A 15,387-nucleotide genomic window follows, 5' to 3' on the forward strand; every position below is an offset into this window, starting at 1 on the left:
TTTTCCCATCTGGTTTTTCACCGTCTTGATTACCTTGGTTTTTCCCATCTGGCGTTTTACCGTCTTGGTCACCTTGATTTTTCCCATCTGGTGTTTTACCGTCTTGACCTTCTGGTTTTGGTTCTTCTGTTTTGCCACCGTTAGGTTCTTCTGTTTTACACGTCCCGAACTTATCTAACGTTTCTTTCAATGTTTCCTGGCTTATATTGCTCCAGTCTGAAACAAAGCGAAAGACAACAACATCTCCAGATTTTAATTTATAACTATCTGCTCCGACTTCTGCAGACTTATCATTTACATCATACAGCCAAGCACTTGTAGCCCCGGCCATTAAACCATCGATGCCTTTTACATATGTTCCAAACGACATCGTTTCAGATTCTACCTTGTCCCCCATGACCTTTTGCAGCAAACTTAAAGCTGTTTCCCCATCTTTAATTTGCTCTTCTTTCGGACATAACATAATGCCTTTTTGTGATTCCCCAATAATTGCAAGTTTTGCTGTATTTTCTTCAGCAAACGTAATATGTACTGTATTCGCAAAAGAAACAAATACAAGTGTCACTGCCATTAACGACGTAAGCAGCCACTTTTTCAACATTGCCATCCCAAAATTTCCTCCCTTACTACCATTTACACAAAAAAAGGCCCTTCAAGGGCGTGCGATTGACACTCTCTTTTTGTAAGTGTCGAACAAAAATGTACAACACCTCCTACCCGCATTATTCGCGGCTATATTTGTATAGGAAAAATAATTTTGTTTATGAACGTATCATTGTGATAACATTCACTTTTCTTGGCACAACTTACTCCCATTTAAGTTATCGTAAAACGATAAACCTATACATTCTGTAAATTTTAAATTTCTGTATTATTTTACTATTGACAAAGAATTTTGTCCATGCTTTATCGGATTTATTTTCTAAGAATAATAACTTATTAACTCTTAACTATGTAAACTCTTTTCACTAATAATGACGCCATCTTCATCCGCATAAACATATTCATTTGGATTCCAATCCACTTGTCCAAAATGCAATGAAATATTTCGTTCTCCTTTTCCTTCTTTCACACTTCTATTTGGCATTGTCCCTAACGCTAAAATACCAATATTAATATTCTTTAGTTCACTAGAATCACGAACATACCCATTCACAATAATTCCTGCTAGCTTTCTTTCTTCTGCAATAGCTGCCAAATTATCACCAAGTAACGCACAATTCCTAGACGCTCCGCCATCAACAACTAATACTGTTCCTTCTGGTAATGTTTGCAATCCTTCCTTCACTAGTACATTATCATCTTTCACTTTTACAGTTGCAATTTTCCCGTGGAATTGTTCTTTCTTCCCAAAAGACCGAAAAGACTGGCGACATATTTGTAATTCCTTTTCAAACTCATCACATAGATCTGTAGTTTTCCACATCTTGTTCCCTCTTTTCCTTTTTCTTTCTACATAACATATTCTTGGCTTATTATCGTTTCCCTGTCTAATATTGCAATAATTTGTATGTACGGGAAAAGGATACAAAAACTATTGCCTTAAGAAGCTACCTTTATTATAATCTATTTCACAGATTGAATTCAGAATATTAAAATTAATAAAGTGAAGAAGGAGGAATTTTATGCAAATACAAACTGAGGCAAAAAAACAACCTAGTAAACAAAAGTTTAAAATGCCTGATGCGTACGTACTACTATTTTTTATTGCCTTACTTTGCGCCATTGCTACGTATTTCGTTCCTGCTGGAGAATTTAAAAGAGTTACAAACGGGACCGTTACAACGACAATACCGGGAAGCTATCATTCTGTTCCGCAATCACCTGTAGGATTTGTTTCTTTTTTTACCGCTATTGAAAAAGGAATGACACTTGCTGCTCCGATCATCTTTTTAATTTTATTTACAGGCGGTGCCATTGCCATTCTTGAAAAAACAGGTGCTCTTGACGGTTTAATCTATCATGTTATTAACAAATTTCGGAATCAGCAATTACTTTTCATTTGTATCGTTGCCGCACTTTTTTCTATTCTCGGAACGACTGGCATTATCGTTAATTCAGTTATCGGTTTTATCCCCATCGGTATCATCGTTGCACGCACATTAAAATGGGACGCTATCGTCGGTGTAGCAATTATTTATTTAGGCACTTATGCTGGTTTTAACGCTACTATTTTATCCCCCTCACCTTTAGGCATTTCACAAAAGATCGCAGAACTTCCGATGTTTTCGGGAATTGGTTTACGCACAGCTATCTATATATCTTTTTTACTTGCCACTATCCTTTATATTAATTGGTATGTAAAGCGCTTGAAAAAATTGAATAAAGGAAGCATTCTTGGCGACAACTGGTTTCCAAGTAACGCTCTTTCAAGCGAAAAGGAAGCAGAGAAAAAAGAAGTTCCTTGGACGATACGTCATAAATTAATTTTACTCGTTTCAGCTTTATCATTAATTGCATTTTTAATAGGCGCTTTTCGTCTACATTGGACGGACGCAGAAATGACCGCTACTTTTATTTTCATAGCAATTACAGCCGGAATAATAGGTGGCATGAAAGCAAACGATATCGCTTCTACTTTTCTAAATGGCTGCCAAAACCTTATCTATGGTGCTTTAATTGTCGGAATGGCTCGCTGTATTTCAGTCATTTTAGAACAAGGCAAATTACTTGATACTATCGTTAACCAGCTCGCACAGTCTCTTGAAGGACAAAGCCCTGTATTTGGTGTTATCGGTATGTACGTAAGTAGTGCCGCATTACATTTCCTTATTTCATCCGGAACAGGAGAATCGGTTATTTTTATTCCGATATTAGCTCCATTAGCTGATTTCATGCACATTACACGCCAAGTTACAGTACAGGCTGTTATGCTCGGCGAGGGTGTAGTAAACTGCCTTAATCCAACTTCCGGTGTTTTAATGGGCGTTCTCGCAGCGAGCGGCATTTCTTATGGAAAATGGATTCGTTTCATGGCTCCACTTGCACTCATTTGGTTTATCATTGGACTTGTTTTTCTTATTGTTGGGGTGAATATTGAGTGGGGACCTTACTAAATACTTAACTAGATAAATAAGTACTATCGTTCCATATAAATATCTATTCTATTTCCCTCACTAGTCCTATAAAAATCATTTATTCTAGTAAAAATATAAGAAGGGATTGATCATAATGATCAATCCCTTTTATCAAAATATAATACCTTTAAAAATCTTAGTTCCAGATTTTATTTACCCATTCTGGATGATCAATAAAAGGATTGCGGTTATGTTGATATTTTGTAAAAATCACTTCATTACGCTTTCGCTCTAAATCATCGACCGGGTCTTGTTCATTCCATTTTAATAAGACAGATAGTTTCCCCATGTATGGATCTTTATTGTTATTCACTTTTTCATTTAGTTCTAAATCTATTTCGCCGTTGTCTCCCTCGTAACGAACAGCCATATAAAACAGCATTCTAGCAATATCTCCTTTTACACTATCACGAGGTTCCCAAGAATCACTATCATATTTACATTCTGTCGCTTCAGAATGATTCACACCACCATTATCAAAATCCAGATTTCCACGTGAACTATTTACAGATACATCCGTCGCTCTTAAATGATGTAGATCTGTTCCAGGTCCTGCAGTCGTTCCAAAGTCACCGTGAGATTTTGCCCAAACATGCTCTCGGTTCCAGTTATTTACTCCTGATCCATTCGTAAGTTTCCCTTGCGAACGACCAGTATATAAGAGTATCACATTATTTTTATTATTTGGGTCCTCATCAGTATCTCTTAGCGCTTCCCAAACCGCACTGTATGATAGCTTTGTATGATTATCAATAATATTATGCAGTTCCTTCTTTAATTCTAAACCCGTTTTTCCTATTGCGTTATTATAATATGTATCGTCATAATTTTTCACAATAATCTCTTGTGCTGATGCAGAAGCTACTTCACCGTGTATAGTATCTGTGAATGATAGAGATGCAGAACCTAAAATAAAAAATGAAGACAGTGTAATCATAGCAAGCTTTGTATTTCGAAACTTCATATACCCATTTCCCCTTTAAAATATAATTTGAAGCTATTCACTAAAAAATGCTTTCTAACTCCCGAAACCTTTTAGAAACCCCTACCCCTTTTCTGTTTATTTAATACAAGACTCTATCCAGTCTGTATCACTTCTAAACTTTTTATTTATTCACATTCCAAACAATTTCACTTTTAACAAGAAATATCCTTCTCCTATAAAGATTATTAAAATATTCTTTACAATTTAAAAGTAGTTTAATATTAACTTATAAATTTAAATTTATTTATGCAATAATGCATATTTGATAAATACTTTAAAAAACAGTTTGAATAAAATGCATTCAAAGAAAACCGTGCCACAAAACAGATACAATCTAAGACAGAAATAATAAAAATCAAGATGATAGCTCGACTTTTCCCTTTTCCATAACTGTCTTTATTTTTGTGTAAAACCTTTCTTTCCCTGAATAATACGCACAAAAATAGATTGGATACCATGTAGGCACCAATCTATTTTAATTAAAGAAACTGTGTCAATTCTGCGTTCACAACACGTTGTGCAGTAATAATAACATTTTCAGCTGTTAGTCCATAAACACTATATAGTCCACCAGGTTGATTAGGAACAATTTGAACTTCATATTCAAATGCTTGTCCAAAAGTAGGATGAACTAAACTTAGAGTTGCAAAAGTAGAAGCATTAGAATTCACATTGAAGTTTACCTGTTCAATTAATACTAATGAACCGTCAAGTCTAAAAACTCTAGCTACTCCAGTAAGTGGGCCCGCAGTACGGTTAAGGATTTTCACCCTAACTCTATTTGCATTAGCAGGTTGATTTCCTACGTTTTCAATTGGTCCTGTAGTAAGAGCCATATAACATCACCTCCATTATATTATTATGATATTCAACGATAAACATTAATGTTATAGTCTAATTACCCAATTTACTTAAAATAAAAAGAAGCTCCAAATTCTATTATATTTAGGTCATAGATATTAAACTTAATAAAATCAAAGGCAGGAGCATATTTGATATGTTCCTGCCTTTTTATTGTGGGATACCGATAAATAGCCCTCTAGCTAAGATTTTAAAGTGCTACAAAATCAAAAATTTTATCTCACCACAGTTTTCTACGAGAATCCAGTGAACAGCTTATTTACATAATTTTTGTTCTCGGAAGTTGATTTTGTAGCGCCCTTTCTCGTAATTCACTATGTTTTCCAAAGAAAATAGTGAAAAACAGGGCGATGAATACATTTACAAAATGACAAAACTGTAAGAATACACGAATGTTTGTAAGAAAGTTCGATGTTTTCTTTTTCCTTTTTTTATTATAGTGAAAAAGAAGAACAAAATATTCTCTTATGTAGGAAAGGAAGATAATAATGATTGATCTATTAAATAAATGGATGTTAGAAAGTACAGCCAATTTTAATATCGTTGTAGGACTTACAGCACTTCTATTTTTGGGTTCAGTAATTGCACTTATTATTATTTACAAAAAAATTGGTAAACCGGTTGAAAGAACAAATACTATTTATTTAAAAATTACTTCTCGTATGTTTACTACTCAAATTCTAATGAATGCTATATTTATTTCTTTAGTTGGTAAAGATATTGAGAATTTCCGTCAAATCTTTATATTATTTGAAGCTTTTGTATTCTTTATTGGAGCTATTTATTCGTTTAAATTATATAGACAGGAGTACAAATGATTTACTTATAAGAAACAATAAAAAACAGTAGTGATTTTACATTACTGTTTTTTATTGTTCATTTTTAATTGTAAACTTTTCATTTTTAGTTAACTGTATATTCTATACATATGAGGTTAACATAACCCATCATTAGCGTTAGCGAGGAAAAAGGACAACCCTGCTCTCACAAATGAACCCTTTTTTAGTTCTATGAATCTATACATATTATATACATTCCTATCCTAACGTGGTTTTAGTGCTCTTGTTTGTTACTGGATTAGCCAAAAAACTGTATAAAATCTTGCATACTATTAGCGTGTTTTTTCAAAAATACTGGCATCCCCCAATTTGTGCTTTCTTATGGATATTTCTTGACTCCTCATTAAAACACTCTCCTGTTCTTTGTCTATCTTTAAGAATAAACCCTGCTTGTTTATTTCAAGTTCTTGCATCGAGGTTTTACCTTCTCCCAAAGCCAAACAAACAATTCAGATTACATGCCTATATCAAACTAAACATTCAATCTTTATCCAGTTTGTAAATAAAATAGGATAATCAGCCCCATAACGGACTAACTATCCTATAAATTATTATCTAAATTCAATAAAGTGAGACTTTAATCAGCCCTCACCAATCGGGCTTTTACGGGCAGTTGATCCCCACCTAATTTCTTTGCTTCCGCTGAAATTTGAGATGAGGGTCTTACTGCCCGGCAAATAGCGGGATAAAACTAGAACTTCTTTTCCTATGTATCATTACTTCGTTACCTCACCAAACTGCGCTCTCGTCACCTTCGCCAAGTCCTCTACTTTCAGCTCAATTTGTATACCAATTTTCCCGCCACTCACTATCATCGTTTCAAGTGATTGGGCACTTTCATCAATACATGTAGAAAATAGCTTTTTCATTCCAACTGGTGAACAACCGCCGCGAATGTATCCTGACACTTTCGTAATATCTTTAACAGGAATCATTTCAATTTTCTTTTCACTTACTGCTTTTGCGGCAGCTTTTAAATTTAGTTCCTCATCTACCGGAATAATAAACACATGATAATTTTTACTATTCCCTTGAGCGATTAACGTTTTATATACTTCTCTCACTTCTCGTCCAATTTTCTCGGCTACTGATACGCCATCAATTTTCCCATCGTCTGGATCATATGACATCATCGAATATTCAATTTTTTCTTTATCTAATATTCGCATCGCATTTGTTTTATCTTTTTTCATAACGTTCTCCTTAAAAGGTTATTTCATATTATTAAGTTTTATTATACACCCTTTTCCATTTCTCCTACATAACTTCACGTATATTTCAAAACTAAAAATATTGATAATTCAAAAATCATCTGATATAATTTGGAAAAACTTATGTTAAGGAGAGATTTGTAATGCGAAATTTTAATACTTCTTTCCAACTTCATCATCATACGTAACGCCGTGTATCCGAAGAAAAATTTTTCTTCGTGGGTACAGGGCTTTTCCTGTTGACCCACGAAGCGTTCATAAAGCTATGTGGGTATTTTTATACTCACATAGCTTTTTTTAATTTAAAAAGGAGTGATTACAATGGAAATGAGAAATGTAAAAGGAACGAAAGACTATTTACCAGAGGAACAAGTGCTGCGAAATAAAATTAAAAGAGCTTGTGAAGATACGTTTGAACGATACGGATGCAAACCTTTAGAAACGCCGACGTTAAATATGTATGAGCTTATGTCTTACAAGTACGGCGGTGGTGATGAAATATTAAAAGAAATATATACACTTCAAGATCAAGGAAAACGTGAGCTCGCCTTACGATACGATTTAACTATTCCATTCGCAAAAGTTGTGGCAATGAATCCGAACCTCCGCCTCCCTTTTAAACGTTATGAAATTGGGAAAGTATTTCGAGATGGGCCAATTAAACAAGGAAGATTTCGTGAATTTATACAATGCGACGTTGATATTGTCGGTGTAGAATCAGTCATGGCTGAAGCGGAACTCATGAGCATGGCGTTTGACCTGTTCCGAACATTAAACTTAGAGATAACGATTCAATATAATAACCGAAAATTGTTAAATGGTATTCTTCAGGCCATTAACATCCCTACTGAATTAACAAATGACGTCATTTTATCATTAGACAAAATCGAAAAGATTGGGATTGATGGTGTACGAAAAGATGTATTAGAGCGCGGAATTTCTGAAGAAATGGCTGATACAATATGTAATACTGTATTATCTTGTCTAAAGCTTACAATAGCTGACTTTAAAGAAGCTTTCAATAACCAACTCGTTGCCGATGGAGTAAACGAATTGCAACAATTACAGCAATATTTAATCGCTCTCGGAATAAATGAAAATACGATATTCAATCCGTTTTTAGCAAGAGGACTGACAATGTACACAGGTACTGTATATGAAATCTTCCTAAAAGATGGCTCAATTACATCTAGCATAGGTAGCGGCGGCCGTTACGATAACATTATCGGAGCATTCCGTGGTGATAGTATGAACTATCCAACAGTCGGTATCTCATTCGGTTTAGACGTTATTTATGCAGCACTATCGCAGAAAGAAACAATCTCATCTACAGCGGATCTATTTATCATCCCGCTCGGGACAGAATTACAATGCTTACAAATTGCCCAGCAATTACGTTCCACCACTTCCTTAAAAGTTGAACTTGAACTAGCAGGACGCAAATTAAAACGTGCCCTTAATTATGCCAATAAAGAGAATATCCCTTATGTGCTTATTGTTGGTGAAGAAGAACTTAGTACAAACACTGTTGTGTTGCGGAATATGAAGGAAGGTAGTGAGATGAAGGTTCCGATTTCTTCTTTAAGTAGTTATTTATAATACGAACCACCCTCGTTTGGGTGGTTTTTCTATTTTATAGATTATAATTAGTTTACATAAAATAATTACAATCTACTCAAAGCTACAAATATATAATATCAAATTATTCATTATTTTTGGTAATATATAGCTATGAATGATTTTAGGAGGATTCACTTTGAAAACCTACATACAAGCACTAAAGTGGACTACAGGTATCTATCATCTTTTATTACTTCCTTGTTATTATGTATTTCCAAGTCTTGTTAACCTATATGGGATACCTTTACTTCTATTGATTGTGTTACATATCACTACTATTTTATTAGCTAAAAAAGTAGACATGAATACGTACCCTCATTATATCGGCATTATCGTTACTCTAGTTGCCTTTTTCCCTTATATAGACATCGTTCTACATATGATAGCAGCCATTTTCCTTATATTAGATGCTGCTTCTACGAATGCAAAAGAAGTTTATGATTCATAGATGGATAAAATGAAACTTTAATCCATTGAGTTTTGAAATAGGTCAGCAAAAAGGATTTACTTTTTAAGTAAACCTTTTTTCATTTTTAATTACTTTCCTTACTCCAGAATAATAAAAGAATATTCTGTTTAATTTTTATAAATTTCTAAATATTTATAAAACATTCAAATTAACATACATTTTAGTTATGTAAAAAATCTAAGTTTTAAGGAGATGAATCCATGCTTAAAAAGTTGATAGCAGGTGCATTATTAACTGTTTCGTCGTTAACTGGAGGAGTGGGATTAGTATCAGCTAGTACCGAAAAGGATTATTCGATTTCCTCTTTCGAATATGTAACTGTAGATGAAAAGACTGTTGATTCGTTTAACAAATTGAGTGCTCCATCAAAGAAAGACGTAAAAATAACATTAGTTCTACCGAAACAAAATCAAAATGGAGACTGGTTATCTTATGGATTTTCGAGCAAAGAAAGTTTAGAGTCTTTTATTGAAAAAGATAAACAAAGGTTGAATAATTCAATCACTCCCCTTGGTGTTGGTGGAAGCGGACCTGGTAGTACAGACTTCTATAAACACACAAATCAAGGTAGCGAGTATTTTTCTCTAAGTAGCGGTTATAAAAACTTGTCTGCTAGTTGGCAAAATCAAATTGTTTCTGTACGTACAGCATCCCCCACTGCTAGCTATTCAACAACGCTATGGGAACGTACTTCAACGGACGGATATGGAAAAGGTGTTGTTTTTAAACACGCTGATTGGTATGGTCAAATTGCAAACTTAAATAACTTTCCAACTTCAGCAGTTGAAGTTGGAAAGTAAAAATATAGAAATAAAAGGTGTTTTCACGTATGGAAACACCTTTTATTTCTACAACTATTTCACATATCTCGTCTATACTAATTTCAACTCTTAATTATTATTTTTCGTATTCCTACTCTCCAAAACCTTCTCCATATTATGAGTTGCCCACTCCATCATTAATAAAATCATTGGACGAAGAGATTCACCAAGATCGGTTAACGAATATTCTACTTTAGGTGGCACTTCACGGTATACTTCACGATGTATGATGCCATCTGCTTCAAGTTCTCTAAGCTGAAGTGTTAACATTCTTTGTGTGATATTAGGTTTTAATCTTTTTAATTCATTAAACCTCTTTTTCCCATCTAATAAATGATACAAAATAACACCTTTCCATTTTCCACCAATCACCTCTACCATCGCTTCAACTGGACAAGAATATTTATTTAAAAATGGGTAATTTATATTTTTTTCATTTGAACAATCCATAATAAATCCCTTCTCTTAACAATAGTATCTTTTTTGATACTATAACACATAAATGTGCGTACTTGTATCTATGTTACTTTAAAAATATAATTTACTTACAAAATAAATTAACGAAAAGAGGAACTTTTATGACAAATACAAACGAAATTACAAAAGAGAAAATTATGGAGGCTTTTCATTTCAGACATGCATGTAAAGAGTTCGATCCTATGCACAAAATTTCAGAAGAGGATTTTAAATTCATTTTAGAAACAGGCAGATTATCTCCTTCTTCTTTTGGATATGAACCTTGGAAATTTATTGTCGTACAAAATAAAGAATTAAGAGAAAAACTACAACCGTATTCATGGGGCGCTGGTGGGCAACTTGCAACAGCAAGCCATTTCGTCATTGTTCTTTCAAGAAACATTAAAGATATGCATTATGATGCAGAGTATATTAAATATATGATGAACGATATTATTGGATTGCCTGAAGACACTCAAAAAATTAGATATGAATTCTTCAAAAAGTTCCAGGAAACAGATTTTAACTTATTACAATCTGATCGTACTGTATTTGATTGGGCATCTAAACAAACTTATATTGCTTTAGGTAATATGATGACGAGCGCAGCTCAAATCGGCATTGATTCTTGTCCGATAGAAGGATTCGATAAAGAGAAAGTAGACTCCTTACTTCGTCAAGAAGGCATTATACAAGGCGATAATCTTGAAGTATCAGTTATGGTTGCCTTTGGTTACCGTAAAGAAGATCCAAAACGTGATAAAACAAGACAGACTATGGATACAATTGTTGAATGGATTAAGTAATATAGCACACACAAATAATGCTCCTAATAGCTGTATACTCATACTAAAGAAGAATGAATTGTTTTCTTACGTATGAATTTGGTTTTTCATGGAAAGATATGTTAGTATGTATACAGTTTGAGTGCTCTATTTTTAGAGTCGAACAGGAGGAGAATGAATATGTCTGATATTGAAGTTGGCGAAGTGTTTACTCTTAGTGATGAGAATAACGAAGAGCAAGAAGTAGAAGTACTTGGAGCGATGGATGTCGAAGGTGCAGAATATATTGCAGTTGCCTTTGTTGAAGATATCCAAACAGAAACTGAGGAAGACATTGATATTTTCTTTTTAAAAGTAGAAGAAGATAATGAGTTTTCATACATTGAAAATGATGAAGAGTTTGATAAAGTATCTGCTGCGTTTGAAAAGATTTTGGATGAGCAAGAGCAAGAATAGTATGAATGAAAAACACGAGGGCGGGTGCATATCCGCCCTCGTGTTTTTATTCATCACTCATTCAGTGATTTATGCAGTAACTCCAGTACATCTTTCATCGCAAAAGGTCCATCTTTTTTAACATGCTCTGCAAATTCTGAAACGAGACGTAATGTTCTCACACTTTCGATTGGATGTTCTCCTGATGCACTTTCAGCTGAAAGCATAACTGCATTCGTCCCGTCCAGTACAGCTTGAAACACATCAGTCACCTCTGCTCTTGTTGGAATAGAATGATCTACCATAGATTGAAGCATTTGTGTTGCTGTAATGACATATGTATTCGTTCGATTACATTCCTGAATCATCATTTTCTGTAAAAGCGGAATGCATTGATACGGTAACTCTACTCCTAAATCGCCCCTTGCAATCATAATTCCATCTGCTTCTTTACATATATCTTGAAAATTCTCGATTGCTTCCATTGTTTCTATTTTTGCAATTACATTAGGTGACGTTTCTTTATACTGTTGTATAAAATCTCGTATTTCTTTTATATGACTAGGTTTTCTTACGAAAGAACACGCGATAAAATCAACATTCTCTTCTAAAAGAAACTGAATATCTTTTTTATCTTTCTCTGTAATAGCTGGTAAACGAACAGCCGCATCTGGTAAATTAACTCCTTTATGAGATGAGATATTGCCACCTGTTTTTACCTTCGTTTCTATTTTGTCCGTACTTATCTTTTCAACAATTAATTCAACTTCTCCATCATTAATTAAAATTCTACTGCCTACTTTCACATCATTCGGTATTCCTTCATAATCAACACTCGCTTCTGTATTACTCCCTGTAACTGGTTGTGTATGTAAAATAAAAGAATCTCCTGCCTGAAGTGTAATTTGCCCTCCCTTCACTTCACCTAATCTTATTTTAGGTCCTTGTACATCACCCAAAAATTTAATAGAGTCATCTAATGATTTCACTAAACGAATGATGTCTTTATGACTTTCATGCGTGCCATGCGATAAATTCAGTCGAACAATTTTCATACCATTCTTTATTAACTGCACTAACGTTTCTTTATTATTACTTGCGGGTCCAATTGTACAAATTCGATCGATTGTCATTTTTGTCACCATCCTTTTTTTAATAAGTTTCCCATATGAACTTAAAAATAACAGAGATTCTGACATGAATAGATTTAAATTTACATGAATTTCATAAAATTAAACCTGTATCCCTTGCTGGCTAAGCATTAGAAGATATATTCGCTTTTTTGCAAATGAAGACATGTTGAATCGAAAGTAAAAGAAAAGTTAAGTATGGGATAAACCATTGAGAGTTTCGAAATTTTCATATATTGTATGAATTGAGTTCGAACTCAAAAATTTAAAAAGGTGGGAAAATTAGTGAATATGAAAAAATCTTTATCGGTGACAACTTTAGGGTTAGCGGTGTTAGGTTTTGGTTTTACTAATAACGCAAGTGCTTCAGAGATCGATACTGTAGACAAGCAGCCCGTTTTAGTTGACTTTGATACAATTCAATCAACAAAAACATCTAGTGTTCCTAGTTTGACTATTGCAGCTGCACCTAAGAATGACTCTAACATTAGCGTATATACTCCCTTTTTTGGTAACCCATATGCAGTTGCTAAATCGAAATCAACTACGACCGAAGACTATGTTTATGCAAAAGCAAGAACTTTCAATGGCGATGGCTCATTAGTAAATACGAAAAGTAATAGTGCAAAAAAATCATCCTTTGTAAGTGCTACAGCAACCAACACAAGCATTTATTATGGAGATGATTACGCTATCGGTAATCATACCTATAAATTAAGTGGTTATAATGATGTGAATCACGAAACAAAAGCTTTCTGGTAAGAAAGAGAAAAAAGATATGCATCTTGCATATCTTTTTTCTCTAATATTTTACATATATTGAGGTGCTATTTATGAAACAAATATATATTATTAGCTGTGTTTTACTTATTTCAGTACTTACAATTTATATTTTGTTCAATACTTCAATCATACAACCTCATCCACCTTCCATAGAAAATAAACGAGAGCAACAAACCAATACTATTTCTTACGGATTGAAGGATAATCAAGGCCAACACATTAACAATGGCAGTACAATTACTAGTGAGGATAATAAAATTAATGTAACATTATCATTCGTACATACTATTAATGAAAACCGAAAATATGGATTAATTGTTCTAGAAGATTACGAACAAAAACCTTTTAAAATAGAAGATACTACTAATGAAATATCACACTATTTTTTTGATATGAAACCAAACAGTTCAATTACTACGAAAATCTCTTTACACACTTCTCCTAATGCAAGTGAATTAACCTTTTTAATAATTAAAAAACCTGAATACAAATTAAAAGATAATAACTTAAATAAAGCAGCTATTTTAGAAGATATTCTAAGTATGCGATATTCAATACATCCTCTTCAGAAAGAAAACGAAAAAATAAAACTCTCCCTTATAAATCCAGATGCAATTTTAAAAGACGGTCTTTACGAACCAGTATTTGTTACGAACCGTGAAGAGAATTTACAAACTGTCTTCTTTGAAAAGGAAGGCAAGCAATTAATTCTATCAAACGGTAATGAAACAAATGATGAAATGACTTACGCAATCGTGGCTTTTAAAGATTGGAAACAAGTTGAAATATTTAACAATAGAAAAGTTGTTTATACTAAGCTTGCACCTGAAACGAGACAAATCTTTAATTTCACATTGCCTTTAGTGGATCAGGAAAGTAATTTTCAACTCGTCGCTTTTCCATTTCCTTTTAAAGTTAGCGAAGAAGATTATATCAGTCAACAAGCATTCAGTTCCTTTCGCATCGTAATTGAAAATGAAAATAAATAAGTTATACTGTGCACATTACAACAACCTAAAAAAGGCCTACTCACACGAGTAGGCTTTTGAAACTATGAAAGTTTCGTCAATAACTGATTTAAATCTTTTTTCGTTTTCGTCGTTAAAGATTTCATTTTATTAATATCGATTTTTTCTTTCTCCGCTCCTACAATTAACGGATACATACTTTGACCGATTGTTTTAGAATCCGTCGGATGTGATGCCTCTAGCTCTTTTTCAATCACATCCCACTTTTCATTAATTTGTTTGCCAAGCTTATTCACTGTTTCCAATTTCGGATTAGCAGCTAACTGCTTGTCCAAGCTATCAATTAATGCTACAACTTCTTTAACGTTCGTTTTCACAGCAACACTTTTCTTCGGATCTTTCGTTGTCTTTCCGTTATTGTTTGTGCTTGTACTTGTGCTTTGATCTGCTGTTTTCCCGCTAGTCGTTTGATCATTTGTTTTTCCTGTCGTTTCTTTTTCTTTTGTTTTTACATTTTCGTTTTGAGTTGACGTTTTGCCGTTACTTTCTGTTCCTGATGATTCTTTCGTATTTTTTGCATCCTTATCTGTTTTTTCATTTGAAGAAGTATTTGTTTCTTTTTCAGTATCTTTCGTTGTTTTTGACGCTTCATCTGCACTTGTCGTTTTTGCTTCTCCATCATTTTGCGCAGTTACTTGCTCTTTCTTTTCCGTTTCTTTATCTACTGAAGGACTACAAGCTGCCATAGTAAGCATTGTACCAATTGTAATCGATGCGATAGCGACCTTTTTCATTTTCATATAAATCCCCCTATGTTTTACATAATTTATCCTCCCCTTTACGATTCGATTCCCCCTTAAAAAATCCCTTTTCATACGAATTATCATCTTTCCGACAGTAATCTTCATAATAATACGTACAAAAACTGATAAACTCATTTTAATATT

The 15,387-nt window shown here is 33.6% G+C and carries 18 protein-coding genes; 9 read left to right on the forward strand and 9 right to left on the reverse strand.

Features of this window, described 5'->3' with window-relative positions; genetic code table 11:
- Positions 1 to 607: DUF4430 domain-containing protein (locus tag HMPREF2590_RS18775; protein ID WP_141763548.1), on the reverse strand; the 607-nt coding region annotated here is incomplete at its 3' end.
- Positions 608 to 946: 339 nt separating this feature from the next.
- Positions 947 to 1,426, reverse strand: coding sequence for a ribonuclease E activity regulator RraA (gene rraA, locus HMPREF2590_RS18780; RefSeq protein ID WP_000266033.1), 480 nt, complete (start codon positions 1,424 to 1,426; stop codon positions 947 to 949).
- Positions 1,427 to 1,625: 199 nt separating this feature from the next.
- Between rraA and HMPREF2590_RS18785 the strand changes: the two genes are divergently transcribed.
- Complete coding sequence (locus tag HMPREF2590_RS18785; protein WP_001166970.1) at positions 1,626 to 3,056, forward strand: YfcC family protein; 1,431 nt, start codon at positions 1,626 to 1,628, stop codon at positions 3,054 to 3,056.
- Positions 3,057 to 3,213: 157 nt separating this feature from the next.
- Here HMPREF2590_RS18785 and HMPREF2590_RS18790 read toward each other — a convergent pair whose 3' ends face one another.
- Positions 3,214 to 4,041, reverse strand: a complete 828-nt coding sequence (locus tag HMPREF2590_RS18790; protein ID WP_000672200.1) for an endonuclease I family protein — start codon at positions 4,039 to 4,041, stop codon at positions 3,214 to 3,216.
- A 500-nt stretch (positions 4,042 to 4,541) separates the two neighbouring features.
- On the reverse strand, positions 4,542 to 4,898 hold the full coding sequence (locus tag HMPREF2590_RS18795) for a hypothetical protein (RefSeq protein WP_001229425.1): 357 nt from the start codon (positions 4,896 to 4,898) through the stop codon (positions 4,542 to 4,544).
- A gap of 513 nt (positions 4,899 to 5,411) precedes the next feature.
- Here HMPREF2590_RS18795 and HMPREF2590_RS18805 point away from each other — a divergent pair.
- Entirely contained in the window at positions 5,412 to 5,741 is a 330-nt protein-coding gene (locus HMPREF2590_RS18805; RefSeq protein ID WP_000566272.1) for a hypothetical protein, read from the forward strand.
- Positions 5,742 to 6,034: 293 nt separating this feature from the next.
- Here the strand turns inward: HMPREF2590_RS18805 and HMPREF2590_RS30435 are convergent, their stop codons facing one another.
- Positions 6,035 to 6,175, reverse strand: coding sequence for a hypothetical protein (locus HMPREF2590_RS30435; RefSeq protein ID WP_001156924.1), 141 nt, complete (start codon positions 6,173 to 6,175; stop codon positions 6,035 to 6,037).
- Between the two features lie 303 nt (positions 6,176 to 6,478).
- Positions 6,479 to 6,955: a Cys-tRNA(Pro) deacylase gene (gene ybaK, locus HMPREF2590_RS18810; RefSeq protein ID WP_000710861.1), complete on the reverse strand. Its 477-nt coding sequence runs from the start codon at positions 6,953 to 6,955 to the stop codon at positions 6,479 to 6,481.
- Between the two features lie 339 nt (positions 6,956 to 7,294).
- On the opposite strand from ybaK, the gene HMPREF2590_RS18815 reads away from it, so the two are divergent.
- From HMPREF2590_RS18815 to HMPREF2590_RS18825, 3 genes are all read left to right on the forward strand, one after another.
- On the forward strand, positions 7,295 to 8,572 hold the full coding sequence (locus HMPREF2590_RS18815) for a histidine--tRNA ligase (protein WP_044584700.1): 1,278 nt from the start codon (positions 7,295 to 7,297) through the stop codon (positions 8,570 to 8,572).
- Positions 8,573 to 8,729: 157 nt separating this feature from the next.
- Complete coding sequence (locus HMPREF2590_RS18820; protein WP_000860723.1) at positions 8,730 to 9,041, forward strand: hypothetical protein; 312 nt, start codon at positions 8,730 to 8,732, stop codon at positions 9,039 to 9,041.
- Between the two features lie 221 nt (positions 9,042 to 9,262).
- The gene (locus HMPREF2590_RS18825) at positions 9,263 to 9,862 is read left to right on the forward strand and encodes a hypothetical protein (protein ID WP_050822003.1); all 600 of its coding nucleotides are present in this window, start codon (positions 9,263 to 9,265) and stop codon (positions 9,860 to 9,862) included.
- Positions 9,863 to 9,952: 90 nt separating this feature from the next.
- Here the strand turns inward: HMPREF2590_RS18825 and HMPREF2590_RS18830 are convergent, their stop codons facing one another.
- Positions 9,953 to 10,333 (reverse strand): winged helix-turn-helix transcriptional regulator, encoded by a 381-nt coding sequence (locus HMPREF2590_RS18830; RefSeq protein WP_003313296.1) that lies wholly within the window; start codon positions 10,331 to 10,333, stop codon positions 9,953 to 9,955.
- A 128-nt stretch (positions 10,334 to 10,461) separates the two neighbouring features.
- Here HMPREF2590_RS18830 and HMPREF2590_RS18835 point away from each other — a divergent pair, with 128 nt between their 5' ends.
- Both HMPREF2590_RS18835 and HMPREF2590_RS18840 read left to right on the forward strand, forming a co-directional pair.
- Positions 10,462 to 11,145 carry an NAD(P)H-dependent oxidoreductase gene (locus tag HMPREF2590_RS18835; RefSeq protein ID WP_000185718.1) on the forward strand — a complete coding sequence of 228 codons (684 nt, stop codon included), beginning with the start codon at positions 10,462 to 10,464 and terminating at the stop codon, positions 11,143 to 11,145.
- 153 nt (positions 11,146 to 11,298) lie between these two features.
- The gene (locus HMPREF2590_RS18840; RefSeq protein ID WP_002005464.1) at positions 11,299 to 11,580 is read left to right on the forward strand and encodes a DUF1292 domain-containing protein; all 282 of its coding nucleotides are present in this window, start codon (positions 11,299 to 11,301) and stop codon (positions 11,578 to 11,580) included.
- Between the two features lie 53 nt (positions 11,581 to 11,633).
- Here HMPREF2590_RS18840 and HMPREF2590_RS18845 read toward each other — a convergent pair whose 3' ends face one another.
- Positions 11,634 to 12,692 carry a pyruvate kinase gene (locus tag HMPREF2590_RS18845; protein WP_025966655.1) on the reverse strand — a complete coding sequence of 353 codons (1,059 nt, stop codon included), beginning with the start codon at positions 12,690 to 12,692 and terminating at the stop codon, positions 11,634 to 11,636.
- Positions 12,693 to 12,974: 282 nt separating this feature from the next.
- Here HMPREF2590_RS18845 and HMPREF2590_RS18850 point away from each other — a divergent pair, with 282 nt between their 5' ends.
- Both HMPREF2590_RS18850 and HMPREF2590_RS18855 read left to right on the forward strand, forming a co-directional pair.
- Entirely contained in the window at positions 12,975 to 13,451 is a 477-nt protein-coding gene (locus HMPREF2590_RS18850) for a hypothetical protein (protein WP_001056346.1), read from the forward strand.
- A 71-nt stretch (positions 13,452 to 13,522) separates the two neighbouring features.
- Positions 13,523 to 14,461, forward strand: a complete 939-nt coding sequence (locus HMPREF2590_RS18855) for a hypothetical protein (RefSeq protein ID WP_044584702.1) — start codon at positions 13,523 to 13,525, stop codon at positions 14,459 to 14,461.
- Between the two features lie 62 nt (positions 14,462 to 14,523).
- On the opposite strand, the gene HMPREF2590_RS18860 is transcribed toward HMPREF2590_RS18855, so the two are convergent.
- Positions 14,524 to 15,240, reverse strand: coding sequence for a hypothetical protein (locus HMPREF2590_RS18860; RefSeq protein WP_000782566.1), 717 nt, complete (start codon positions 15,238 to 15,240; stop codon positions 14,524 to 14,526).
- Between the last annotated feature and the right edge of the window lie 147 nt (positions 15,241 to 15,387).

It is taken from the genome of Bacillus sp. HMSC036E02, assembly GCF_001836235.1.
Classification (GTDB): domain Bacteria; phylum Bacillota; class Bacilli; order Bacillales; family Bacillaceae_G; genus Bacillus_A; species Bacillus_A cereus.

Bases quoted from the DNA above. Each gene is read 5' to 3' on its own strand.
- rraA (WP_000266033.1), bottom strand. From the start codon at position 1,426: ATGTGGAAAACTACAGATCTATGTGATGAGTTTGAAAAGGAATTACAA.
- HMPREF2590_RS18785 (WP_001166970.1), top strand. From the start codon at position 1,626: ATGCAAATACAAACTGAGGCAAAAAAACAACCTAGTAAACAAAAGTTT.
- HMPREF2590_RS18790 (WP_000672200.1), bottom strand. From the start codon at position 4,041: ATGAAGTTTCGAAATACAAAGCTTGCTATGATTACACTGTCTTCATTT.
- HMPREF2590_RS18795 (WP_001229425.1), bottom strand. From the start codon at position 4,898: ATGGCTCTTACTACAGGACCAATTGAAAACGTAGGAAATCAACCTGCT.
- HMPREF2590_RS18805 (WP_000566272.1), top strand. From the start codon at position 5,412: ATGATTGATCTATTAAATAAATGGATGTTAGAAAGTACAGCCAATTTT.
- HMPREF2590_RS30435 (WP_001156924.1), bottom strand. From the start codon at position 6,175: ATGCAAGAACTTGAAATAAACAAGCAGGGTTTATTCTTAAAGATAGAC.
- ybaK (WP_000710861.1), bottom strand. From the start codon at position 6,955: ATGAAAAAAGATAAAACAAATGCGATGCGAATATTAGATAAAGAAAAA.
- HMPREF2590_RS18815 (WP_044584700.1), top strand. From the start codon at position 7,295: ATGGAAATGAGAAATGTAAAAGGAACGAAAGACTATTTACCAGAGGAA.
- HMPREF2590_RS18825 (WP_050822003.1), top strand. From the start codon at position 9,263: ATGCTTAAAAAGTTGATAGCAGGTGCATTATTAACTGTTTCGTCGTTA.
- HMPREF2590_RS18830 (WP_003313296.1), bottom strand. From the start codon at position 10,333: ATGGATTGTTCAAATGAAAAAAATATAAATTACCCATTTTTAAATAAA.
- HMPREF2590_RS18835 (WP_000185718.1), top strand. From the start codon at position 10,462: ATGACAAATACAAACGAAATTACAAAAGAGAAAATTATGGAGGCTTTT.
- HMPREF2590_RS18840 (WP_002005464.1), top strand. From the start codon at position 11,299: ATGAATATGTCTGATATTGAAGTTGGCGAAGTGTTTACTCTTAGTGAT.
- HMPREF2590_RS18845 (WP_025966655.1), bottom strand. From the start codon at position 12,692: ATGACAATCGATCGAATTTGTACAATTGGACCCGCAAGTAATAATAAA.
- HMPREF2590_RS18855 (WP_044584702.1), top strand. From the start codon at position 13,523: ATGAAACAAATATATATTATTAGCTGTGTTTTACTTATTTCAGTACTT.
- HMPREF2590_RS18860 (WP_000782566.1), bottom strand. From the start codon at position 15,240: ATGAAAATGAAAAAGGTCGCTATCGCATCGATTACAATTGGTACAATG.